We start from the raw sequence: 22451 nt of genomic DNA on the forward strand, positions 1-22451 counted from the left end.
ACCGCCGGTCGCGGTGACAGCTCCGGCACAGCCTGCCGTGCCAGGCTCGGCCCCTGAGCACGCCCGAGACCACCCAGGGAGAACCGATGACGCAGACGACCACCCGGACCATGACGCGCACCGCGACCGCCGTGCTCACCGCGGCACTGGTCGCCCTGGCGGTGGTGCTGCAGCAGCCGGAGCCCCTCACCGCGGCACTGCTCGTCGTCGTCCTCGGCACCGGGTGGGACCTGCGCCTGACCCGGGAGCTGGCCCGGGTGCGGGTCCGCCCCTGACCCCACCGCCCCGAGCACGCCGGACGCCCGAGCACCGAGGAGTCCCCATGACCGAGATCTGGCCCGTGGTCCACGCCGAGCGCCGGGCGCTGATCCGGGACCTGGAGGACCTCCCGGCGCAGCAGTGGGAGACCCCCTCGCTGTGCCCGGGCTGGGATGTCCACGACATCCTGGCCCACCTCGTCGACGACGCGCGGACCACGCGCCTGGGCTTCCTCCGCCGCCTCGCGGCCGCCCGCTTCGACTTCGACCGCTGCAACGCCCGCGGCGTCGCGCGGGAGCGGCGTGCCGACCCGCGGGACACCCTGGCCGCGTTCCGCGCGGTGAGCGGCCGCACCACGAGCGCGCCGGCGGCGCCGGCCACCCGGCTGGTGGAGGCGTTCGTGCACGGGGAGGACATCCGGCGCCCGCTCTCGCTCACCCGGGACCGCCCGGCCGGACCGGTCGCCGAGGCCCTGCGCCACCAGCTGCGGACCAGCACGAAGCTCGGCGGCGGGAAGGAGCGGGCGGCGGGCCTGCGGCTCGTGGCCACCGACGCCGACCTCGACGCCGGGACCGGCCCGGAGGTGCGCGGCGGCGTCCTCGCGCTGCTGCTGGCGGTGTCCGGGCGCCCGGTCGGCCCGGAGGAGCTCACCGGCCCCGGAGCGGCGGCACTCGTCTCCTGAGTGCTCGCCGTTCCGGACGGCCCCCGATGCAGTCTTGTGACGGCCCCGCACTGTGATCCTTGACACCTCGCCCCGGATGTCCCTACTCTCCTAACACGTGTCAGGAACCTGACACGTGTTAGTTCAGCAGAGTGAGGACACGCGGATGACTGCAGCGAGCAGCATGACCCGTCGCGCGCTACTGGGGGTCGGGGGCGTCGCACTGGCCGGGGCCACCGTCGGGGCGTGGCCGCGCCTGACCGCCTCCGATATCCCCGGTCGCGGGGATGACGTCCTGACGGTGGCGATCCAGGGCACGTCCCAGGACGCCGCGAAGCGCCAGCAGCTGGTGGACGAGTTCCGGGCCGAGCACCCGGACATCCCGGTGCGGATCCAGGCCGTCCAGAGCGCGGACTGGGGGGACTTCTTCTCCAAGATCCTCACCATGGTCGCGGCCGGCCAGGCGCCGGACCTGGTGTACGTGGCCACGGAGGGCACCCAGCTGTTCGCCGACCGGCTCGCGGTGCCCCTCGACAGCTTCGTCCAGCGGGACGCCGCCACGATGGGCGAGTACTTCCGCGACGTGCACCCCAGCCTCGTCGAGGCCTTCATGTACAAGGGGAACCTGTACCAGCTGCCGCTGGAGTTCAACGCGGCCAACATGTACCTCAACACGGCGGCGCTGCGCCGGGCCGGGGCGGAGCGGCCCGCCGACGACTGGACCAAGGACGACTTCACGGGGCTCATGCGCGCCATGCAGCGCTCCAACGAGGGCTCCTTCCGCCCCTACTACTGGACCAACCGCCTGTTCGGCGGCGTGGTCCCCTGGCTCTACGCCAACGGCACCAGCTTCCTCACCGAGGAGAAGGCGCCGGGCGGCGGATGGCTGTGGAACGGCTTCTACGGGGACCACCCGGCGGGTGCCGACCGCAGCGGCGGCTACCTGTGGACGGGCTCCAACGTCCGGGACGAGCGGGTCACGGAGACGTTCGACTACCTGCGGGAGCTCGTGCAGGAGGGCCTCGGCGTGCGCCCCGAGGAGGGCGGCGGCAACGCCCTGATCGGACTGTTCGCCTCCAACCGCGTGGGCGCCACCCCGGCCGGCGGCTACTGGGCGCAGGGGCTGAACGAGGCCGGGATGGGGCCGGAGGCCTTCGACGTGCAGTTCTTCCCGCGCTGGCGCACGCAGCGGCACCAGTTCGGCGGCGCCGGCTACGCGCTGATGAAGACCTCGGAGCGCAAGGACCAGGCGTGGGAGTGGATCAAGTTCACGGCCCGCAAGGAGTCGATGCAGCTGGCCACCCCCCACCCGAACACCACGCCGAGCCGGCGCTCCATGGTCACCGCGGACTTCTACCGCGGGGCCGGTCCCGAGCACTGGCAGGTCTTCTACGACACGCTGGACCGCTTCCCCAGCACCGGTCCCATTCCCGCCCCGCCGCAGCAGGCCGCCGTCGAGTCCGCGCTCATGAAGAACGTGGCGGTCGCCATGGGCGGCGGCGCCGGCCAGATGACCTCGGCCCTCGACCGGCTCGACACCGAACTCGCTCTCATCCTCGGGGAGGACTCATGACCACCATCGCACCGGCACCGGACGTCGCCCGGACCACGGTCCCCGCACCGGCGCCGCCGCCGCGGCGGACCCGCTCCCGGGCCGAGAGGTGGATGACCGTCGTCTTCCTGGCCCCCACCGTCATCGGGATGGGCGTCTTCACGGTGCTGCCCATCCTGGCCTCCGTGGTGCTGGCCTTCTTCCAGTGGGACATCATCTCCGCGCCCGAGTTCGTGGGGCTGCGCAACTTCACCGAGCTCGTCACGGACCGGACCGTGCGGGTCTCCTTCCTCAACACGATCGTGTTCGTGGTGGTCGCGGTGGCTCTGCAGCTGTCCCTCGCGATGACCCTCGCGGTGCTGGTGCAGGGGAAGATGCCGAGCTGGTTGCGGCTGTTCTTCCGCTCCACGTTCTTCTTCCCGCTCATCCTCTCCGCGGCGAGCGTCTCGATCTTCATGCGCTACATGTTCAACGAGCAGTTCGGCGTCGTGAACTGGCTCCTCACCAATGTCGGCCTGCCCGCGGTGCCCTGGCTGACCACCACGACCGGGGCCTCGCTCGTGGTGGTGCTCGTCTACGTGTGGCAGAACTTCGGCTTCACGTTCCTGATCCTGCTGGGCGGGATCGCGTCCATCCCCAAGGAGCTCTACGAGGCGGCGGACCTCGACGGCGCCAAGGGCTGGTCCAAGTTCCGCAACGTGACCCTGCCCCTCGTCAGCCCGACCCTCCTGGTGGCGTCCGTGACGGCGATCATCACGGCGCTGCAGGTCTTCGACCAGCCCTACGTGCTCACCCGGGGCGGCCCCGGGGACTCGACCCGCTCCGCCGTGATGGTCGTCTACCAGACGGCGTTCCAGCAGCTGGAGTTCGGCAAGGCGTCCGCCATCGGCCTGGTGCTCATGGTGCTCATCATGCTCGTCACCCTGGCGCAGTTCCGCCTCTCCCGGCGCTACGTCCACTACCAGTGAGCTCTCCCGACCGACGAAGGACCACCTCATGTCTGCACCTGCTCACACCCCGTCCCGAGCGGCCGGCTCCGCGCCCCGCCGTCGTCGGCGCCGGGGGCTGCCCACCCCGGGACGCGTCGCCGGCTTCCTCTTCCTGATCGTCGCCGCCGTCGCGGTCCTGGGACCCGTCATGTGGACCCTGTCGACGTCGCTGCGAAGCCCCAGCGAGGCGTTCGACCTCCCGCCCAAGTTCTTCCCGACCGACCCGGACACCACGGCCTACGCCGAGGTCGCCCGGCAGATCGACCTGGTGCGGCTCGTCCTCAACAGCGCGCTGGTCACCGCCCTCATCGCCGCCGGGCAGATGCTGACGGCGGCCATGGCCGGGTACGTCTTCGCCCGCATGCGCTTCCGGGGCTCCGGGCTGATGTTCGGCGTGGTCCTGGCCACCATGATGGTCCCGGTCCAGGTGACGATCGTGCCCGTGTTCATGCTGGTCCGCGGCATGGGCCTGGCCGACACCCTCCTGGCGCTGATCATCCCGGCCATCCCCACCGCGTTCGGCACGTTCCTGATGCGCCAGTACTTCATGGGGCTGCCGAACGACTTCGCGGAGGCCGCCGCCCTGGACGGCGCGAGCCCCTGGCGGACCTTCTTCTCCATCTACGCCCCGCTGTCCCTGCCGGGCATGGCCATCGTGGGCATCCTGGCCTTCAACTACCACTGGAACGAGTTCTTCCGGCCCCTCATCCTGACCATCTCGGAGCAGAACTTCACCCTCCCCCTGGGCCTCGTGTCCCTGCAGGGGAACCTGGGCACGGGCTCCATCTCCGTGGTCCTGGCCGGCGTCGTGATCTCCATGATCCCCGCACTCATCGTCTTCGTCTTCGGGCAGCGCTACCTGCGCGAAGGCCTCACCGCAGGAAGCAGCAAATGACCCTCTCTCCCAGCACCGCCTCCGCCGTCCTGCCCATGAGCCGGGCCTTCCCCCGCACCCACCCCCGGCCGGCCCGGGGCTGGCTCAACGACCCCAACGGGCTGTGCCGGGTCGACGGCACCTGGCACGTGTTCTTCCAGTACAACCCCGGCTCCGCACGCCACGACGCCATCCAGTGGGGGCACCTGTCCTCACCGGACCTGGTGACGTGGCAGGAGGAGCCGGTGGCCCTGCGCCCGCAGCAGCACGGCCCCGACGCGTTCGGCTGCTGGTCCGGGGTGCTCACCGTCGACGACGGGCGCCCGGTGGCGGTCTACAGCGGTGTCGAGGCCGGCGACAACCGGTCCCGCGTGACGCTGGCCACCGGCTCGGAGGACCTGCGGTCCTGGCGGCAGGAGGGCGTCACGGCGGCGGGGATGCCCGAGGACCCCGACGTCGTCGCGGTGCGCGATCCGTTCCTCTTCCGCTGGGCGGGGCGGCGGTACGCCCTCCAGGGCGCGGGGCTGGCCGACGGCCGGGCGGCGATCCTGCTCTACGACGCCGCCGACCTGGCGCACTGGACCTACCTGGGCGTGTGGCTGACCTCGGACCACCCCGTGCTCAGCGCTGACCTCGACGCCTCGATCTGGGAGTGCCCCCAGATCTTCGAGGTGGTCGAGGGCGAGGTGTCCCGCTGGGTGCTGATCGTCTCCCGGTGGATGCGCCAGGAGGACGGGTCGGGCCGGCTGCAGGACGTGCGCTACATCGTCGGGCACATGGACGCGGACCCCGATAACGACAACGACAACGACGACGACGGGGCCCGGGCCCGGGGAGCCGCCCCCCGCTTCACCCCCGAGGCCTGTGGCGCCGTGGACACGGGGCCGGCCTTCTACGCGCCCCAGGTGCTGGCCCTGGAGGACCGCACCCTCCTGTGGGGCTGGTCGTGGGAGACGCGGCCGGAGGAGGTCAGCGACGAGGAGGGGTGGGCCGGTCTGCTCACCTGGCCGCGCGAGCTCCGCCTGGACGGCGACGTCCTCGTCGCGGCCCCCGCAGCCGAGTGCGCGGGGCACCGGCGCGAGCCCCTCGAGCCGGCGTCCGCGGACGGGACGGTCGAGCTGCCGGACGCCGCCGAGCTCCGCGCCACGGGCCCGGACGCCGCCGTGCGCCTGCTGCTGCGCGGTCCCGCCGGCGAGCGCGAGGTCTGGTCGGGGCGCGCGGGGACGGTCGTGGTCGACGGCTCCCTGGTGGAGGTCTACGCGCAGGACGGGCCCTCCCACACCCTCCGGGCCTATCCGCAGGACGGCGAGATCTGGTGCGCGGCGGTCGAGCCGGGCGCGGTCACCGGGTGGGCGCTGGGCCCGTCGACGCCCTGACGATCAGCGGGCAGTCGATGCGCTCCACCGCGGGCGGGACCTCGAGGCCGTGGAGCTGCTCCAGGAGCAGCTCCACGGCGCGCGCCCCGATCCGCAAATGCGGCAGGGCGACGGTCGTCAGCGCGGGGACGAGCTGATCGGCCACGCTCTGCTGGTCGTCGACCCCCACGAGGGAGAGGTCCTCCGGGATCCGCAGGCCGGACGCCGCCGCGCAGAGCAGCACGCCCGTGGCGGTGCGGTCGTTGGACGCGAGGACCGCCGTCGGCGGCTCGGGCAGGGCGAGCAGCCGCTGCGCCGCCCGGTAGCCGTCCTGGATCTCCCAGCCGGTCGGCTCGACCGTGAGCCGCAGGCCCTCGCGGCCGAACTCCGCGCAGGCCGCTTCGAAGCCCTGCCGGCGCAGCGGCGTGGCCGGCGAGTCGGACGTGCCGGTCAGCAGGGCGATCCGGCGGTGCCCCAGGCCGAGCACGTGCTCGGTGGCACGGCGCATCCCGGTCACCTCGTCCGGGATCACCGCGGCGAGCCGCTCCTGCGGGTCGTAGCAGTTGGCGAGCACGGCGGGGCGGTGCAGCAGCGGCTCGGGCGGGTCCAGCTCCACGAGGCCGCCCGTGGCGTAGACCAGCCCGTCGACGTGCCGGTGGATCAGGGCCTCGGCGAGCTCGAGGTCGCGCCCCGGCACCCCTTCCGTGTCGGCCACGGTCAGCACGTAGCCCGCCGGGCGGGCGACGGAGCCGGCGCCGCTGATGATCCGGCCGGCGAAGGGACTGGTCACGATCTCGTCGGTGATCACGCCGATGGTGTTGGTGCGCTGGCTCTGCAGGGCGACCGCCACTGCGTTCGGCACGTAGCCCAGCCGCTGCACGGCCTCCCGGATCCGCTGCTGGGCGGTGGGCGAGACGTTGCCGTCGGCGTTGTTGTTGAGGACCATCGAGACCGCGCTCCGGGAGACCCCGGCCTCGCGCGCGACATCGGCGGCAGTGGGGTTGCGGGCCATGTTCCTCCGGCGGTAGCACCGGTCTCGAACCGGGTCGGTGTGCGGCCCCCAGTCTATCGGGGACGCCCCGCCCGGGGCCGGGGGCTCAGCGGACGAGGGTGAAGAGGATGCCGCTGATGGCCACGAGCCCGGCGACGGTCACGAACACGTTGGAGAGCTGCCCCCGGTAGGGCGCCAGCGCCGGGATCCGGCGCACGGCGTACATCGGCATGAGGTACAGGATCACGGCGATGACGGGCCCGGCCAGGGACTCGATGAGGGACAGGATGCTCGGGTTGAGCACCGCGGCCGCCCACGTGGTGAGGAAGATGAAGACCGCGATCCCCCGGCGCAGCGTCCGGTCCTGCGGCTGCCGGATCCGGGCGGGGAGCATGCTGCGCACGATGCCCGCCGCGCCCTCGCTGGCGCCCAGGTAGTGGCCGAAGAACGAGGAGACGATCGCCACGATCGCCACGGCGGGGCCGAGGTAGCCGATCCAGGGGTTGTCCTGCACGTTGGCCAGGTGGGAGAGCACCGGGAGGTTGGCCTCCCGGGCCTCCTGCAGCCCGGTGGCGCCCAGGGACAGGACGCAGGACCAGACGAAGCCCATGGTGAACAGCACCAGCAGGACCGTGGTGCGGCGCAGCACGCGGGACGCCGCCGCGGGCGCGTCCGGCCCGTGCTCGCGCTGCATCGCCAGGGAGAACTGCGAGATCGCGGGGGAGTGGTTGAACGCGAACACCAGCACCGGGATGATCAGCCACACCGACAGCGTGAACTCGCCGGCGGACGGCACCACGGCGAGGTCGCCCACCTGCCAGGTGGGGACGAGGTAGATCGTCACCCCCAGCAGGGCGAGGATCAGCGGGTAGACCAGCCACTGGGTCACCGCGAGCATGAGGCGCTGACCGGCGACCATGACCAGCATCATCAGGGCGATCAGCACCCCGGAGAGCAGCACGCGGGGCACCGGCGGCAGGCCCAGCTGGTTGACCAGCAGGCTCTCGACCGTGTTGGTGATGCCCACCCCGTAGATCAGGACGATGGGGTAGATCGCGAGGAAGTACAGGGCGGTGATCACCCGCCCGGCGCCCTCCCCGAAGTAGTCGCGGGCCACGACCGTGATGTCCTCGCCCTTGCGCGGCGAGGCGCAGACGAAGCGCGAGAGGGCCCGGTGGGACAGGTAGGTCATCGGCCCGATGAGGACGGTCACCACGAGCAGCGGCCACAGACCGCCGGCCCCCGCGTTGATCGGGAGGAAGAGGATGCCCGCGCCGATGGCGGTGCCGAACAGGCCGAGCATCCAGCCGGTGTCGACCGCGGAGGGCCGGCTCCGGGCACCGGGTGCCGTGGCCGAGCGGTCCGGGGCGGGGTGCGTGGTGGTCGGCGTGGTCGCCGGGGAGGAAACGGGTTCTGCGTCGGCGGAGATCGTCCGCGGGGCAGGGGAGCGCGACATGGTGGTCCTCGCTGGGTGCACATGGGGTGGACCTCAGGGACGATACCAGCCGGACCCCGCCCCTCCGGGCCTCCGGCGGCGCCGCTCCCGGGCAACGGCACCCGCGCCCCGGAACCGCCGCCGAGGACGACGACGGAGCGGCGGCCCGGCACGGCCGGTGTGCCGGGCCGCCGCTCCGTCGGTGGGTCAGGACCGGCACCTCGGTGCCGGTGGGTCAGTGCCGGCGGGTCAGTGCTGTCGCAGGGGGCGTCCCACGATCCCGGTGGACACCGCGAAGTACGCGGCCGCCGCGAACAGCAGCGTGGCCCAGCCGTAGGCCTGGGACCCCAGGGCCAGGACGGCGCCGTTGGCGACGAACAGCATGACGGCCGCGACCGTCAGCCACTGCGCCACCTGATTTCCGCGAACCTCTCGAACCCCTGCCACTGTCATCCCCTTCGTCGATCGCCTCCCGCCTGCGACCGCAGCCGGGATGAGGCCAAGTTAGGTGCCTTTCGGGACATATGTCAGTCGACTTAAGTCCAGACCTCGTGGGAGCCGCGCCAACATCGGGCCTGGTCAGGGGCAACAGGCGAACATGACGAAAGATGGCGCGGCCTGGGTCCAGGAACAGGCGCCGGCACGGGAAGGGGCGGGGACGTGGTATCCACGTCCCCGCCCCGGTCCTTCCGGTGTGCTGCCGCCTACGGCGCCGCGGGCGCCGCACCGGCGTCAGCACCGGGCACGGCCTGCTCGGCGGCCGCGCCGGCGCCCGGCTGGACGGTGTCGGTCTGCCCGCTCTCCGACTCCTGGGCGCTCGTGTCCGGGAGGGTGCCGCCGGTCGTGGTGTCGTCCTCGGTCACTGCCCCGTCCGCGGGGGCGACCTCGCCCGGAACGACTCCACCCGGGGCCACGGTGACCTCCGCGTCGGGGACGGTCCCGTCGGCGGGGGCCACCTCGCCGGTGCCGGCGGCCGGGTCCTCGACCGGGGCGGGGGCAACGTCGCTGCGCACGGAGACCGACTCGCTGCCGGTCACGGTGCGCTGGATCGTGCCCGTGCCCCCGGAGAGCTCGGTGCCGGTGAGCGCCTGGATGCCGAAGATCGCCGCGACCGCGAGGCCGAGGACGGCGCCGGTGGAGACCAGGATGGGCTTCAGGCGCGGGCGCAGGGCGCTCCAGCGGCTGCCGGCGGCCACGGCGGTGCTGCCGTCCGACTCGGAGGCGTCCAGGCCGGGGCGGGCAAGCACGCGCTGGGCCACGGTGGTCTTCACCTTCTTCAGGCCGCGGCGGCTCTTCTCGAGCGAGGTCGAGTAGATGACGATGGCGATGCCGGAGACGATGCTGGTCAGTGCGGCGCCGAGGACGGTGCCGACGACGCTGAGGTGGCCGCCGATCACGGACATGGTCGCGGCGGTGGCGGCGCCGGCGAGCAGGCCCGGGATGTTCAGGGCCGGGCTCTTCTTCTCGGACTGCTCCTCGGCCGGTGCCTGCGGATGGTCCTCGGCCGCGGGGGCCTCGGTGCGTGGTCTTTCCAGAGTCATGCTGTCCTGCTTCGGTTGCGGGGAAGGGGGTGCTGATCCCCGCGACGATGCTCGGGCCAGCCTTCCCCATTATCCGGACTGACCTGGGAAAGCACAGGCCGAGTGGGAACTCTCACACCTCGCGGTCCCCTGGGGGCGCAACGTGGCGTCAAAGGCCCAGGTCACCGTCCGGTCCGCTCCGGGCGCCCGGACCGCCGGGCACCGGGGGTGACCCGGCCGCCGTGGCCGGCGCGGCGGCCCGGCCCAGGTGCCGCCGCCCGTACGCCTTGCCGGCCTGGACGACGGCGACCAGCAGCACCAGCAGCAGGGCCGCGGCGGCGACCGGGACCGCGTCGACGGGCAGGGTGTAGGCCATGACCGCTCGGGCGCCGGTCCCGATCAGGAAGGCGGCTCCCCAGCCCGCGGTCATCGCCCGGAAGATCCGGCGGAACACCGGGTCCTGCTCCCAGTCGTGCCTCCACCGGGCGGCGGCCTCGGCGGGCATCAGGGCCACGGTGGCGTCGAAGAGCGCGGACCGGCCGCCGGCGAGACTCGTCAGCAGCCACGCGCCCAGCAGCGCGGTGAGCCAGCCGCCCAGGGCCATCAGCAGCCGGGCGTCGGCCGTGATCAGCCCCACGGCGGTGTTGAGGGCCAGCACGGACAGGGTGAAGGCCCCGAGCCGGTCCAGCCGGCGGGTGCGGGCCGCGGCGCCCAGCACGCGCAGCAGCGGGGCGAGCCCGCCGAGCACCAGCGCCACCCAGGGCTCCGCCCCGGCCAGTCGCAGTCCGTAGTACAGGGCGAAGGGCAGGACCAGGCCCGCGCCCAGCAGTCCCACCAGCGGATGACGCCGACAGCTCGCCGGCGTCCCGCCCGGGACCGCACCGCCGCTCGGGACCGCACCGCCGTCCGGGGCCGGCGACGGCGCGGGGATCCGGTCCGGCGGTGTCCCGGCAGGGGGAACGGTCGGCCGCGGGGTGGGGTCCGGGACGCTCACAGCGCTCTCCTCAGGGTCTCTTCCGGGTCGCGAGCCCGATCACGGAGACGAGCTCGCGGGTGTAGGTGCCCAGGTCGAAGTCCGGGTCGGTGACCAGCCGCCCGGAGGCGGTGTCGATCGCCCCGCGGACGAGGATCGCCAGGGCATGGGCGTCGAAGTCCCGGAAGGCCCCGGTCTCCTGCCCGTCGCGCAGCAGGCGCTCCAGGTGGGCCAGCACCGGGTCGGCCCCGGACGGGGTGAACCGGGGGGCGCCGTCCGGGGCACGCAGGTTCATCACGATCTCGGTGACCGCCCGGATGTCCGCCGGATGCCGGCCCAGGAAGGCGAGGTTCGCCTCCACGTAGGCGGTCAGCACCGCCGAGGGGTCGGTCTCGGCGTCGGTCCGGGCCGCGATGGCGGCCCCGGCGCGGCGGTAGACGTCGACCACCACCTGGGCCAGCAGCTCGTCCTTGGACGTGAAGTAGTAGGAGACCACGCCCTTGCTCACGCCGGCGCGCCGGGCGATCTCGGCCAGGGAGGCCTGCCCGTACCCGGACTCGGCGATGGCCCCGATCGCGCACGCCAGGATCTGGGCCCGGCGGGCCGTCTCCGTGAAGGTCGGGGAGTCACCCGACGCCTCGTTTGACCGCATGGTCAAAATATAGGCCGCTCGGTCAACCCAGGGAAGGGGAGGGCCGAGTGTGACGCCCCGCGGTCGGGGCAGGACTCGTCACACCGTCTGCGGGGTCGAAGAGGGAAGAGGGTGTGTCCCGAGCAGGGTGAACGCGGTGGGCCGCCGTGCCCGCGCGAGGGCGAGGGGCGCCTCGCCCGCGAAGCGCCGCACCTCCCGGGTGAGGTGGCTCTGATCCGAGAGGCCGTGCCGGGCGGCGAGCGCCCCGAGACTCCGGCTCCCCAGCTCCGCGTGCAGGCGCTCGAACCGGATGATCTGTGCTGCGACCTTGGGCGGGACGCCGGCCACCTCGTCGAAGCGCGCCCGCACGTGCCGCACGCTCCAGCCCGAGCGCCGTGCCAGCTCCGCGATCCGCGCCTGTCCGCCCGTCCGCTGCAGCTCCGACCATGTCCACTCCACCAGGGCATCGGCCGGTGCCCCGGCCCCGGCGAGCCGCACCAGTTCGTCGACCACGATCGCGAAGCGCTGGGGCCAGCCCGGCGCCTCGGCGAGCCGGTCGGGCAGGTCGTGGCCCCACCGCGGCACCAGGTCCGCCAAGGGCAGGACGTGCCCGGCGGTCTCCCGGCCCGACATGCCCAGCAGCCGGCAGGCGCCCGGTGGGGTCAGGTAGATCTGCACGGACGCGTGCCGGTCGAAGAAGACCGTGCGCACCGGACCGGGCATCAGCCCGGCGAGGAAAGCACCGTGGGCCGTCTCCGCTCCCGCGGGAAGCGCCCGGACGTGCAGCGGTGAGGTGAAGGAGATCTCCAGCACCAGGAAGCTGCCGGCCGGCTGCACCCGGGACCGCCCTCCCGGCGGAGCGAGTTCGTCATGGCCCACGATCCCCGCCACCAGCCCCCGCAGCCGAGGCGGCACGGCGTGCCGGAGGACCGTCGGCGCGGACCCGCTCACGTCTGCCCTCTGTGCCGTGCCGCTTTCTTCAAGACACCATCGGCCCCGGAGTCCTACCGTCGGAGGAGGACGAGGAGAGGACCCCACGATGGGCGCGCTGGTCATGATCGAGTTTCTGACGGTCGACGGAGTCATGCAAGGGCTGGGGTCACCCGGGGAGGACCCGGAGGGCGGGTTCGTGCACGGCGGCTGGGGCGCCCCCTACGCCGGGAGCGTCCACCAGGTCACCGCATCCGCGGGGTTCGCGAGGACCTCGAGCTACCTCTTCGGGCGCCGGACCTACGAGAAGATGGCCGCGTTCTGGCCCCACCAGCCGGCCGACGACCCCGTGGCCGCGCATCTGAACGCCACCCCCAAGTACGTGGCCTCCCGGACCCTGACCGAGGCCGCGTGGCCGGGGACACGGATCCTCTCGACGGACGTCGTCGACGCCGTGCGGGGGCTGAGAGCGGGCGAGGACGGGGACATCGCAGTGCTGGGCAGCGGCGTGCTCTGCCGGGAGCTGCTCGCGGAGGACCTGGTCGACGAGATCCGGCTGTTCGTCCACCCACTGCTGCTCGGATCCGGCAAGCGGCTGTTCGGCGAGCTGCCGGTCCCGCGCCGGCTCGCGCTGAGATCGGTCGCCAGAACGGACCTCGGGACCGTCGCGCTCGTCTACGGCACACGGGCGTGAGCGTCCCGTCATGATGGGGACGTGAGGCCGGTCGACCTCACCTGTCCATGGGGAAGAGCTGACACAGGAGGAACTCATGATCACGAACGTGGCGGCGGCGGTGCTGTACGTCGGCGACCAGGACGAGGCCCTGGCGTTCTACCGGGACATCCTGGGGTTCGACCTCGTGACGGACGCCGACATGGGCGGGGGCGCTCGCTGGATCGAGGTCCGGCCCCACGGCGCGCAGACGTCGATCGTCCTGTCGGCGGCCTCGGCCTCCGGCAAGGACCCCGGCGAGGGCGCCCACCTGACCTTCACCGCCGACGACGTCGCGGCGACCGTGGCGGAGCTGCGCTCCAGAGGTGCCACGGTGTCCGATCCGGTCAGCGAGCCGTGGGGGACCTACGCCACCGTCGACGCGCCGGACGGGCACCGGCTGCAGTTCCACGAGCGTCGGGGCCGCTGACGGCCGCCCCGTCCCGGTCCGGACCGGGACGGGTCCGCCGGGCGCGCTCGGCCGCGGCGAGACGGTCCCGGTGCTCCATCAGGACGAGGTCAGGGGTGATGAGTGTCGTCATCGGGACTCCTGCGGGGAGGCGGCGGTTCGCGGTGTGACGTGCGCGCACCGGGTGTCGTGGCCCCGAGGGACCGGTGGTAGGCGACCAGCCGGTCGGCCAGTTCCGCGGGGTGCCCGAGCATCGGGCAGTGGTCGCCGGGCATCACGTCCGGTTCGAGGCGCAGACGGTCCCGGGTGACGCGACGCATGAACTCCAGCGGCAGGAACCGGTCGCCGCGGCTCAGCAGCACCCGGGTGGGAACCGCCGGCCAGGAGGCCAGCGGCCAGGGCGCCTCGAACGGGGTGGCCGACTGCTCGCGCTGGTGGCGGAGGAGCTCCTGGGCGAGCCCGGCCGGTGTGTCGTGGAGCATGAGGTCCAGCGGATCCACCGGCGCGGCGGGGTCCCGCCCGTCGAGCGCGTCCTGCCGCTGCCGGGCCTGGGCGTGGCCGGTGTTCCCCCACCAGTCCCCGGGGGCCTCGCCGGGAGCCGGGATCTGCGCCTGGAGCATGACCAGCAGAGCGGCCGAGACCCGTTCCGCCACGAGCGGCGCCGTGAACCCGCCGAACGAGTGCCCGACCACCACGGCGTCCCGGCGGGTGCCCAGCGCCTCGACCACGGTCGCCGTGTACTCGGACAGCCCGGCGGCGTCGTCCTCGACCGGCAGATCGGCCGCGACCACGTCATGACCACGGGCCCTGAGCTCGGCGCTCAGCAGGTGCCAGTACCAGGCGTCCACCGCCGCGGCGTGGACCAGGGCGAAGACAGCCACCGGGCTCATCCGGCGAGGGCGAGAGCGAGGACGCCGACCCCGAGGGCGAGATCGAGGGCACCGCACCACTCGGCCAGCGACCGCGAGACCACCTCGTGGCGGTGCCAGTGCACCAGGTCCCACACGGCGTGGCCGATCAGGCCGGCAGCGACCAGCACGCGCCCGGCCTCCGGGGAGAGCCAGAGCGCACCGAGTCCGAGCGCCATGAACCCGACGGCGGCGAACGGCTGCCAGCGATAGGCCCCGGGCCGCGAGAAGGTGCCCCGGACCGCGCCGACGACGACGGCGCCCAGCACGACCGCGGTCATGGCGGCCAGCTCGGCGACCGTCCCCGCCCCGGCGAGCCGGGCGGTGACCACGAGGACGACCAGGACGGCGAGCACCGGCCAGGACCAGCGGGGACGGATGAGCACGGCGATCACCACGTACCCCGTCGTCGCCAGCACCAGCACCAGGAGCACGGCTGTGACGCTGCGCGGGTCGTCGGTGGCGAGGTTGAACGCGGCGAACGCCAGGCCGAGGATCGCGGGCCACCGCCGTGCGATCGCCCGGACGGGTCGGGGCGCCGACGGTGTCGGCGCCGGAGCGGAGAGGGTTGCGGACGGAGACCGATGGTTCATGCCACGAGGGTAGGAGCGGCCGGACGTCACTCTTCGGGCGCATCCTCGGCTGCGTCCGGAATCCTGGGATACTCGTCCCACACCGGGTGACAGGGGAACCTGATGGCTGATCGTGCCACGGCGGTGATCGCCTACGACGGGGCGGAGCTGCTCGACATCGCCTGCATCACCACGCCCCTGGCCCTGGCCAACATGATCGGCCGGCCGCGCGACCCCTACCGGGTGCAGGTGCTGAGCCTGCGCGGGGTCCCGATCCGCTGCGAGACCGGTCTGACCCTGCAGGCGGACGGCGCCCTCGAGCACGTGCTCGGACCGGTCGACACGATGATCGTGACCGGCGGCCTCGGCCACCACCGCGCCGCCGACGCCGAGCCCCTCCTGCGGCACGTGCGGCGCCTCGCGGCCACGAGCCGGCGGGTGGCCTCCGTGTGCACCGGCGCCAGCGTCCTGGCCGCCGCCGGGCTGCTCGACGGGCGGCGCGCCACCACGCACTGGCGCTTCGCCGCCGACCTCGCCCGCCGCTATCCGCAGGTCGAGGTCGACCCCGACCCGATCTACATCCGCGACGGGCGGATCGCCACCGCCGCCGGGGTCACCAGCGCCCTGGACCTGACCCTGTCCTTCATCGAGGACGACCACGGCGTGCCGCTGGCCCGCCAGGTGGCCCGCAACCTCGTGACCTACCTGCAGCGGCCGGGCAACCAGGCCCAGATGAGCCTGTTCACCGGCGTCTCCGGAGGAGGCAACGACGTGGTGCAGCAGGCGATCGGGTTCATCACCACCCACCTGGACGCGGACCTGTCCACCGCGGCCGTCGCCGACCACGTCGGGGTCAGCCCCCGCCACCTCACCCGCCTCTTCGACGCGCACCTGGGCCTGCCGCCGGCCCGGTTCGTGCGGGAGGCCAGGACCGACGCCGCCGCCCGGCTGCTGGAGTCCAGCTCGTTGCCGGCGGCCGCGATCGCCCAGCGGTGCGGGTTCGGCTCCGCCGAGGCCCTGCGGCAGAGCTTCGTGGGCCGGTACGCGATCTCGCCCACCGACTACCGGGCCCGCTTCAGCCGCCCGCCCCGGGCCGCGCCCGCGCCCTGACCGCGTGCCCGGTGCGGGCCCCGCTCAGGCCCCGCTCACCGCAGCGGCAGCCGCATGAGGATGCGGGGGAACCCGTTGAGGACCGAGGTGGTGTCGGCGGTCTTGGTGAAGCCGGCGCGCTCGAACATGGCTCGGGTGCCGACATAGGCCATCGTGGTGTCGACCTTCCGGTCCCCGTTGTCCACCGGGTAGCCCTCGACGGCCGGCGCGCCGTGGCCGCGGGCGTGCTCCACGGCGCCCTCGAGCAGGGCCTGGGCCACACCCCGGCCCCGCTGGCCGCCGCGCACCCGGAAGCACCACACGGCCCAGACCGGGAGGTCGTCGACGTGCGGGATGCGCCTGCTGTGGGCGAAGGAGTGCAGCTCGGCCCGCGGGGCCACGCCGCACCAGCCGACCACCGTCCCGCCGTCGTAGGCGAGGACGCCCGGCGGGATCGGCCGGGCGCACAGCTCCTGGACCCTCTGCGCCCGTTCCCGCCCGGTCAGCGCGCGGTTCTCCTTGGAGGGGAGCCGGTAGGTGAGGCACCAGCAGACCGCGGAGTCGGGGTTGCGGGGGCCCAGGACGGTGGCGACGTCGTCGAACCTCTCGCTGGTCGCCGGTCGGATCGTGAACGCGGTGGAAGTCATGGTCGTTCCTCGCTGCTGGGCGGAGTGGCGCCGGCCGTGCTCCTCACCCTCGGGGGAGCCCGCCGTCCGGACCACCCTACGGGCGGACCGCCCTCCGGCGGGTGTGGACGGCGGCGGGACCCGGTGCGCCGGGGCGGCCGGAGTCGTAGCGTGGTGGGTGCACCGGACGGCTCGAGGCAGAGGGGACCCGTCATGAGGATCGTCGTCACCACGCCCACAGGACACGTGGGCTCCCGCGTCGTGCGGCTGCTCGTGCAGGCCGGGCTGCGGCCCACGGTGCTCGTGCGCCGCGCGTCCCGCCTGGACCCGGACCTGCGGGCCCGGTGCGAGGTGGTCGAGGGGGACCAGGGCGATCTCGCCGCCGTGACCCGGGCCACCGCCGGGGCCGACGCCCTGTACTGGGTGAACCCGCCGACGGACGACGACGACCCCGTCGCCGGCTACGCCCGGATGGGCGAGGTCGCCGCCGCTGCGGTGGCCGGGAACGCCGTGCCGCGGGTGGTCTTCCAGAGCAGCGTCGGCGCCGAGGCCCGGCACGGGTTCGGGGAGATCGACGGGCTGGCCCGCACCGAGGAGCTGCTCGACGCCACGGGCGCGCACGTCACCCATCTGCGCTGCGGATACTTCTTCACCAACCTGCTGCTGGATCTCGAGTCGGTGCGGTCCGGGGTGCTGAGCACCACCCTGCCGGTCGACCACCGGATGCCCTGGGTGGACCCGCGGGACATCGGGGACGTCGCCGCCGTCCGGCTGCTGGCCACCGACTGGACCGGCCGGCACACGCAGGGCGTGCACGGGCCCGAAGACCTCTCCTTCGCCGAGGCCGCCCGGATCGTGGGGGAGGCGCTCGGGCGCCCGCTGACCGCCGTCCAGGTGGCCGAGGCCGAGGTCGCCGGGGTCCTGCGCTCGGCCGGCCTCACCGACGCGCAGGTCGAGGGGGTGCTGGGGATGTCCCGGGGGCAGCGGGGATTCACCCCGGAGAACCCGCGGGAGCCGCTCACCACGACGCCCACTGCACTGGGCGCCTGGGCCCACGCCGTCCTCCGGCCCGCGCTCGCGGCCTGAGCCGGCCCGCCGACCCCGGAGCGGTGCCCGCCGGGTCAGGACGAGGCGACCGGGCGGCGGTCCCAGGTCAGGACCACGTGGCCGCCCTCGAACGTGCTGACGTCCGTCAGGTCGAACCGGGCGGGCGAGAACTCCCCGGCGTCGAAGGCCGGCCGCCCGGCCCCGGCGAGCACCGGGTAGAGCTTGACGACCACCCGGTCGATCTCCGGGAGCACCGCCGCGGCCAGCGACGCACCGCCGACGAGACAGACGTCGAACGGCGAGTCCTCGGCCTTGAGCGAGCGCACGAGCCCGACCGGGTCCTCGCGCACGACCGTCACCTGCGGGGTGAGCTCCTGCTGCGTGGTCGACACGACGTACTGGCGCAGGTGCGCGTACGGACTGACCACACCGATCGCCAGGGCCGGTTCGTAGGTGCGCCGGCCCATGACCACGGTGTCGAAGTGCCGGTGTGGCGCGTCGTCAATGCCGAGGTGGGTGCGGACGTGGGTCGGGAGGGTCTCGGGGTACTCCTCGCCCAGCCAGGCGCCGTAGGCGTCGGAGAGCGGGAAGAAGTCGGTCTCGTCGTGCGGGCCGGCGATCCGGCCGTCGATCGAGACGCCGATGAAGTAGGTCAGTCGTCGCATGCTCCCATTCTCGACCGGTCCGAGGAGCGACGTCACGGGAGTCCCGGACGACGACGGGCGCGGTGCCGCGCGGCCGCCGCCGAGGGTCCGCTCCGGGGTCCGCTTCACCGACCGCGCCGGACGCGGTCGAAGGTCTCCCGGGCGACCTCCCACGTGGTCTTGCCGACGTCGAAGTGGTCGGTGAGCATGTACACCCCGATCCAGCGCTGGTACGTCCAGGCGCGGTCGAGGAGCCCGGGGTCCCTCGGCCCGGTGTAGCGCTCGTGCACCGCGCGGACGAAGTCCTCGCCGTACTCGTGCAGCTCCGCGAAGTCCACGGCCGGGTCACCGACACACATGTCGCTGAAGTCGATCACGCCGAGCCGGGCGTCGTCGTCGTCCCAGAGCAGGTGCCGGCTGTAGACGTCGTTGTGGACGACCACCTCGGGGAGGTCGGCGGCGAGGAGCGCGTCGACGTCGGCCAGGATCCGCGCCACCTCGTCCAGCTCGGCCGGGGTCAGCACGGCGGGCAGGTGCACGGCGGCCGCGCTGCGGACGTCGTCCTGGTCCTCGGCCAGTAAGGACGCCGGCACCTGCTCCAGCGGCGTGCCGGGGACGGGTGCGGTGTGCAGGGCCGAGAGGAAGCCGGCCAGCTGGTCCACGAGCGCGTCGCGCGCCGTCCCGTCCAGGGAGGCCAGCACCTCCGGCTGGAGCGTGCGGCCGGGCAGGAGCGGGTACCCGGCGAACGAGCCGTCCGGCGCCACGCGGTCGTAGCGCGGGATCCGCACCGGCAGCCGCGGGGCGAGGTGGTCCAGCACCGCGATCTCCCGGCCGAGCGCCTGCGCGTAGGGCGCCTCCTGCGGGAAGCGGAACACCAGGGCCTCGTCCAGGACGACGACGACGTGGTCCCAGCCCTCGGTGATCCGCCGCGCCCTCGACCACGTCAGCCCGGGGAACGCCGCGGCGATGCGCTCCAGCTCGTCCATGCCAGTCCTCCGTCCTCCGTCCTCCTCCGGATCCGTCGGGCGCGGGCTCCTTGCGTGCGGCGGTGCTGGTGCCGAGCGCGCGGGTCAGGTGCGGTAGCAGTAGGAGTCGGAGGACGCGTCCCCGCCCTGCAGCCGGATCTGGTGGACGCGCAGTCCGCGGAAGTCCTTCTGGGAGAGGAAGAAGTCCTCGTCGACCGACAGGCCGCCGGTGTCGGTGTCGGCGTCGATCTTGGCCATCCAGGCCCCGATCCCGTGGGGGTAGAACTGGTCGTCCCAGGCCCCGTAGAGGGAGTTGGTCACGTAGACCCGCCTGCCGTCGCGACTGGTCTCCACCATCTGCGGGCCCCCGCCGAGCCACGTGCCCGGGGCGGAGGGGTGGGCGGCGCGGTCCCCGATCCCGCCCAGACGGACCGATCCGGTCTCGCGCGGGTGGGCCGGATCGGAGACGTCGTACTGCTTGAGCTCCCCGGTGCCCCAGCAGGAGACGTAGAGCCAGCGGTCGTCCACGGACAGGGAGATGTCGGTGACCAGCGGAGGCACCGCCCCGAACGGGCGCAGCAACTCCGGCAACCTGTCCGCGTCGAGGGGTTCAGCCGGGATGGAGACGACCTTCTCCGCCGTCCACTCCCCGGTGCCGGTGCGGTGCCAGTGGAAGATCGAGGCCGAGAGATCCTGTGTGGAGATGGCCGTGTCCACCAGCCCCCAGGTCGCCTCCGGATCGTGGGCCGGACGCAGCTCGAGGGCCATCTGGTGCTCGGGCCCCAGCTCCACGCGCTGCAGGTGCTTGCCGGCGGCCAGGTCCCAGAAGTGCAGGGCGTGGCCGTACTCCTGGTTCAGCAGCTGCTCGGCGACCACGCCGTTCTCCACCATCGCCGGGGTGCCCCACTCGCTGGTGACCAGCGTGTTGTGCATCAGGTGCCACCAGGCGTCGTAGGCCAGGTGCTGGGGGCCGCGGTCGGTCTCCCACCGCCCGACCACGTCGAAGGTGTCGTGGTCGAGCACGGCGATCCCGCCCGGCCCGCCGTCCCCGGACGCAGCCCCCAGGCAGGAGAGGTAGACCCCGTCCGGGCCGCAGTGCAGAGTGTGCGGGCGGGAGTATCCGGCCTTCTCGGCCAGCTCCTGCGCCGTGATGGTCTTGATCACCTGCGGGGCGCGGGGGTCGGGGTGGGTATCGGCGACGTGCACGTTGGAGGACCGCAGCCCAGGCATCAGCAGGTACCGGCGGGACAGACCGGTCATGTCGTGCCCTTCGTGCATGAAAGCGCTGCTGCAGGCGTTCCAGCCGAAGTGGTGCAGCTCGTCCCCGGTGGTGGGCATGTCCTCCCACCCGACCACCGTGCCGTAGGAGGACGAGTCCGGGTCGAGGTCGACGACGGTCAGGGCGTCGGGGCGCTCTGCGGCGCGGTCGAAGGCGACCACGTACGCCAGCTTCTCCCGCGGGGCGGCGATGGCCTCGGCCGGGGAGCGGTAGAACGTGGGGTCGGTCGGCGAGGACGCGGCGGCATCGGTCCCCTCGTCGTGGCCGCCGCCGGGCCCGGTGTGGTGGTGGTCGTGGCCGTGGTGTCTCATCGGAACTCCCCAGTGCTGGACCTGTGCAGCACCATTTTCCCACCCCGCCCGCGAGCAGACCAGAGCGCACGGAGGGCGTTCGGGCCGCGCACTGCACATCGGGACATCAGAGGTCTTCATGAAGGGATGTTGCTCGGCCCCGCCCGCCGGACGGCGCCGACCGCATATGGTGCCTTGCACTAGGACAAACTTTCGATGTGGCAGGGAGTTGACGGCAATGGCGCCGAAGACTGTATTTCTGGCGTTCGCGGAGCAGGACGAGCTGTTCCGGAACCTTTTCACCGCGCAGTGGGACCGGGCCGGGGACCAGGCGCGGTTCGTGGAGCCGCCCGGGAACGGGGCGAGCGCGGACGCGTGGAAGCAGGACGTGCGGGACCGGATCCGCCGCAGCGACGGCGTGATCGCGCTGATCGGCGGCGGCACACCGGACTCGGACGCGGCGCGGTGGCAGATCCGGTGCGCGGTGGCTGAGGACAAGCCGCTGCTGGGCCTGTGGGTGGAGCCGGAGGCGCGGAAGAAGCCGGCCGAGATGGGCCCGGCGCGCTGCGAGTCCTGGACGTGGGAGAACATCGGGAACTTCCTGGACCGCCTGTAGCCCGGCCGCCTGCAGCCCGACCGACCGGGGCGCGTCCCGGGACCGGGACCGCCGACCACAGGAGGAGCCGTGCGCGGATCGGCCGTCGTCATCGGTGCGGGCATCGCCGGCCTGGCCACGGCCCGCGGCCTGCTCGGCGCGGGCTGGTCCGTCCGGGTGCTCGAGCGGTCTTCGGGCCTGCCGGGCACCGGCACGGCGCTGGGCATGTGGCCCGAGGCGATGCGGGCCCTGGACCGGCTGGGGGTGGGCGAGCAGGTCCGGGCCGCGTCCGTGGAGCAGCGGGGTGCGCGGCTCCTCCGGCCGGACGGCACCGAGATCGCCCATCTCGGCCCCGGGCGCACGGCCCGGCTGGTCCCCCGGCCGGCGCTCCTGGCGGCGCTGGCCCAGGGCCTGCCCCCGGACGTCATCGCGTGGAACGCCCCAGTGACGGATCGCGGTGCCCTGCCCGCGGCCGACGTCGTCGTCGCCGCGGACGGCGTGCACAGCCCCGTCCGCGCCGCGCTCTTCGGCGTCGCCCCGCGGCCGCTGGGGACGGTCGCCCTTCGGGGCACCGTCCCGGGGCCGGCGGACGGCGCCACGGAGACCTGGGGGCCGGCGCGGCTCTTCGGGATCACCCCGCACGACGCCGAGCGCACCAACTGGTTCGCGAGCGTCCGCGCCGACGTGCTCGCCGCCGCCGCGTCCGGGCGCGACGACGCCCAGGCCCTCCAACGCCTCTACGGCGACTGGCACCCGGACGTGCGGCGCGTCCTGGCCGCCCTCGGGAACACCCCGATCGACCGGCGCACGCTGCTCGACGTGCCCCCGCTGCCGTCCTATGTCCGGGGGCACACCGTGCTCCTCGGCGACGCCGCCCACGGCATGGCCCCCAATCTCGGCCGGGGCGCCTGCGAGGCCCTCCTCGACGCGACGGCGCTCGTCGAGGCGCTGAGCGCGGCCTCCGACGTGCCCGGCGCCCTGCACCGGTACGGCGCCGTACGCCGCCGGCCTACCGTCCGCACGGTGCGTCTGGCCCGTCTGGCGAACCGCGTGGGCACGGCGCGGCACGGGCTGGCCGTGCGCAACGCCGTGGTCGCCGCGGCGGCCCGCCTGAGCTGACCGGGTCAGGCGCTGGTCCCGACCCCG

25 protein-coding genes are annotated in these 22451 nt (G+C 73.6%); 12 read left to right on the forward strand and 13 right to left on the reverse strand.

Features of this window, described 5'->3' with window-relative positions; all coding sequences use genetic code 11:
* The first annotated feature begins 86 nt into the window (after window positions 1-86).
* The 6 genes from CK505_RS02555 (at window position 87) to CK505_RS02580 (ending at window position 5710) form a co-directional block, all read left to right on the forward strand.
* A complete protein-coding gene (locus CK505_RS02555) occupies window positions 87-275 on the forward strand; it encodes a hypothetical protein (protein WP_017834960.1) in 189 nt (62 codons plus the stop codon).
* A gap of 47 nt (window positions 276-322) precedes the next feature.
* On the forward strand, window positions 323-940 hold the full coding sequence (locus CK505_RS02560) for a maleylpyruvate isomerase family mycothiol-dependent enzyme (RefSeq protein WP_095650107.1): 618 nt from the start codon (window positions 323-325) through the stop codon (window positions 938-940).
* 145 nt (window positions 941-1085) lie between these two features.
* Window positions 1086-2492: an extracellular solute-binding protein gene (locus tag CK505_RS02565; protein WP_176475267.1), complete on the forward strand. Its 1407-nt coding sequence runs from the start codon at window positions 1086-1088 to the stop codon at window positions 2490-2492.
* 92 nt (window positions 2493-2584) lie between these two features.
* The gene (locus tag CK505_RS02570; RefSeq protein ID WP_241482826.1) at window positions 2585-3439 is read left to right on the forward strand and encodes a carbohydrate ABC transporter permease; all 855 of its coding nucleotides are present in this window, start codon (window positions 2585-2587) and stop codon (window positions 3437-3439) included.
* 28 nt (window positions 3440-3467) lie between these two features.
* Window positions 3468-4355: a carbohydrate ABC transporter permease gene (locus CK505_RS02575; RefSeq protein ID WP_095650109.1), complete on the forward strand. Its 888-nt coding sequence runs from the start codon at window positions 3468-3470 to the stop codon at window positions 4353-4355.
* The gene (locus CK505_RS02580; protein WP_095650110.1) at window positions 4352-5710 is read left to right on the forward strand and encodes a glycoside hydrolase family 32 protein; all 1359 of its coding nucleotides are present in this window, start codon (window positions 4352-4354) and stop codon (window positions 5708-5710) included. Before CK505_RS02575 ends, CK505_RS02580 begins: the two co-directional genes overlap by 4 nt.
* On the opposite strand, the gene CK505_RS02585 is transcribed toward CK505_RS02580, so the two are convergent.
* The 7 genes from CK505_RS02585 to CK505_RS02610 form a co-directional block, all read right to left on the reverse strand.
* Window positions 5676-6701, reverse strand: a complete 1026-nt coding sequence (locus CK505_RS02585) for a LacI family DNA-binding transcriptional regulator (protein WP_017834954.1) — start codon at window positions 6699-6701, stop codon at window positions 5676-5678. The two genes, CK505_RS02580 and CK505_RS02585, sit on opposite strands and share 35 nt — an antisense overlap.
* A gap of 85 nt (window positions 6702-6786) precedes the next feature.
* Entirely contained in the window at window positions 6787-8136 is a 1350-nt protein-coding gene (locus CK505_RS02590) for an HAAAP family serine/threonine permease (protein WP_095650111.1), read from the reverse strand.
* 228 nt (window positions 8137-8364) lie between these two features.
* Window positions 8365-8529: a hypothetical protein gene (locus CK505_RS18375; RefSeq protein WP_017834952.1), complete on the reverse strand. Its 165-nt coding sequence runs from the start codon at window positions 8527-8529 to the stop codon at window positions 8365-8367.
* A gap of 290 nt (window positions 8530-8819) precedes the next feature.
* Window positions 8820-9656 carry a hypothetical protein gene (locus CK505_RS02595; protein WP_095650112.1) on the reverse strand — a complete coding sequence of 279 codons (837 nt, stop codon included), beginning with the start codon at window positions 9654-9656 and terminating at the stop codon, window positions 8820-8822.
* Between the two features lie 148 nt (window positions 9657-9804).
* Window positions 9805-10470 carry a VC0807 family protein gene (locus tag CK505_RS02600; RefSeq protein WP_095650113.1) on the reverse strand — a complete coding sequence of 222 codons (666 nt, stop codon included), beginning with the start codon at window positions 10468-10470 and terminating at the stop codon, window positions 9805-9807.
* Window positions 10471-10639: 169 nt separating this feature from the next.
* Window positions 10640-11260 (reverse strand): TetR/AcrR family transcriptional regulator, encoded by a 621-nt coding sequence (locus CK505_RS02605; protein WP_095650114.1) that lies wholly within the window; start codon window positions 11258-11260, stop codon window positions 10640-10642.
* A gap of 78 nt (window positions 11261-11338) precedes the next feature.
* Entirely contained in the window at window positions 11339-12190 is an 852-nt protein-coding gene (locus tag CK505_RS02610) for an AraC family transcriptional regulator (protein ID WP_176475268.1), read from the reverse strand.
* Between the two features lie 88 nt (window positions 12191-12278).
* Between CK505_RS02610 and CK505_RS02615 the strand changes: the two genes are divergently transcribed.
* Together CK505_RS02615 and CK505_RS02620 are read left to right on the forward strand one after the other, a co-directional pair.
* Window positions 12279-12863 (forward strand): dihydrofolate reductase family protein, encoded by a 585-nt coding sequence (locus CK505_RS02615; protein WP_035924562.1) that lies wholly within the window; start codon window positions 12279-12281, stop codon window positions 12861-12863.
* Between the two features lie 76 nt (window positions 12864-12939).
* Window positions 12940-13311: a VOC family protein gene (locus tag CK505_RS02620; RefSeq protein ID WP_095650115.1), complete on the forward strand. Its 372-nt coding sequence runs from the start codon at window positions 12940-12942 to the stop codon at window positions 13309-13311.
* 89 nt (window positions 13312-13400) lie between these two features.
* On the opposite strand, the gene CK505_RS02625 is transcribed toward CK505_RS02620, so the two are convergent.
* Together CK505_RS02625 and CK505_RS02630 are read right to left on the reverse strand one after the other, a co-directional pair.
* A complete protein-coding gene (locus CK505_RS02625) occupies window positions 13401-14171 on the reverse strand; it encodes an alpha/beta fold hydrolase (RefSeq protein ID WP_095650116.1) in 771 nt (256 codons plus the stop codon).
* Between the two features lie 5 nt (window positions 14172-14176).
* Window positions 14177-14791, reverse strand: a complete 615-nt coding sequence (locus CK505_RS02630; protein WP_095650117.1) for a hypothetical protein — start codon at window positions 14789-14791, stop codon at window positions 14177-14179.
* Between the two features lie 102 nt (window positions 14792-14893).
* Here CK505_RS02630 and CK505_RS02635 point away from each other — a divergent pair, with 102 nt between their 5' ends.
* A complete protein-coding gene (locus tag CK505_RS02635) occupies window positions 14894-15880 on the forward strand; it encodes a GlxA family transcriptional regulator (protein ID WP_095650118.1) in 987 nt (328 codons plus the stop codon).
* Window positions 15881-15915: 35 nt separating this feature from the next.
* Here the strand turns inward: CK505_RS02635 and CK505_RS02640 are convergent, their stop codons facing one another.
* Window positions 15916-16506 (reverse strand): GNAT family N-acetyltransferase, encoded by a 591-nt coding sequence (locus CK505_RS02640; protein WP_035923705.1) that lies wholly within the window; start codon window positions 16504-16506, stop codon window positions 15916-15918.
* A gap of 192 nt (window positions 16507-16698) precedes the next feature.
* On the opposite strand from CK505_RS02640, the gene CK505_RS02645 reads away from it, so the two are divergent.
* On the forward strand, window positions 16699-17571 hold the full coding sequence (locus tag CK505_RS02645; protein ID WP_095650119.1) for an NAD(P)H-binding protein: 873 nt from the start codon (window positions 16699-16701) through the stop codon (window positions 17569-17571).
* 35 nt (window positions 17572-17606) lie between these two features.
* Here CK505_RS02645 and CK505_RS02650 read toward each other — a convergent pair whose 3' ends face one another.
* The 3 genes from CK505_RS02650 to CK505_RS02660 all read right to left on the reverse strand — a co-directional run bounded on the left by CK505_RS02650 (window position 17607) and on the right by CK505_RS02660 (window position 20731).
* Window positions 17607-18197, reverse strand: coding sequence for a dihydrofolate reductase family protein (locus tag CK505_RS02650; RefSeq protein WP_095650120.1), 591 nt, complete (start codon window positions 18195-18197; stop codon window positions 17607-17609).
* A 104-nt stretch (window positions 18198-18301) separates the two neighbouring features.
* Window positions 18302-19162 (reverse strand): phosphotransferase family protein, encoded by an 861-nt coding sequence (locus tag CK505_RS02655; RefSeq protein WP_095650121.1) that lies wholly within the window; start codon window positions 19160-19162, stop codon window positions 18302-18304.
* Window positions 19163-19246: 84 nt separating this feature from the next.
* Window positions 19247-20731, reverse strand: a complete 1485-nt coding sequence (locus tag CK505_RS02660; RefSeq protein ID WP_095650122.1) for a selenium-binding protein SBP56-related protein — start codon at window positions 20729-20731, stop codon at window positions 19247-19249.
* 217 nt (window positions 20732-20948) lie between these two features.
* Between CK505_RS02660 and CK505_RS02665 the strand changes: the two genes are divergently transcribed.
* A complete protein-coding gene (locus tag CK505_RS02665) occupies window positions 20949-21326 on the forward strand; it encodes a TIR domain-containing protein (protein WP_095650123.1) in 378 nt (125 codons plus the stop codon).
* Window positions 21327-21395: 69 nt separating this feature from the next.
* The gene (locus tag CK505_RS02670; protein WP_095650124.1) at window positions 21396-22424 is read left to right on the forward strand and encodes an FAD-dependent oxidoreductase; all 1029 of its coding nucleotides are present in this window, start codon (window positions 21396-21398) and stop codon (window positions 22422-22424) included.
* Window positions 22425-22451 lie beyond the last annotated feature (27 nt).

It is taken from the genome of Kocuria sp. WN036, assembly GCF_002287015.1.
Classification (GTDB): Bacteria; Actinomycetota; Actinomycetes; order Actinomycetales; family Micrococcaceae; genus Kocuria; species Kocuria rosea.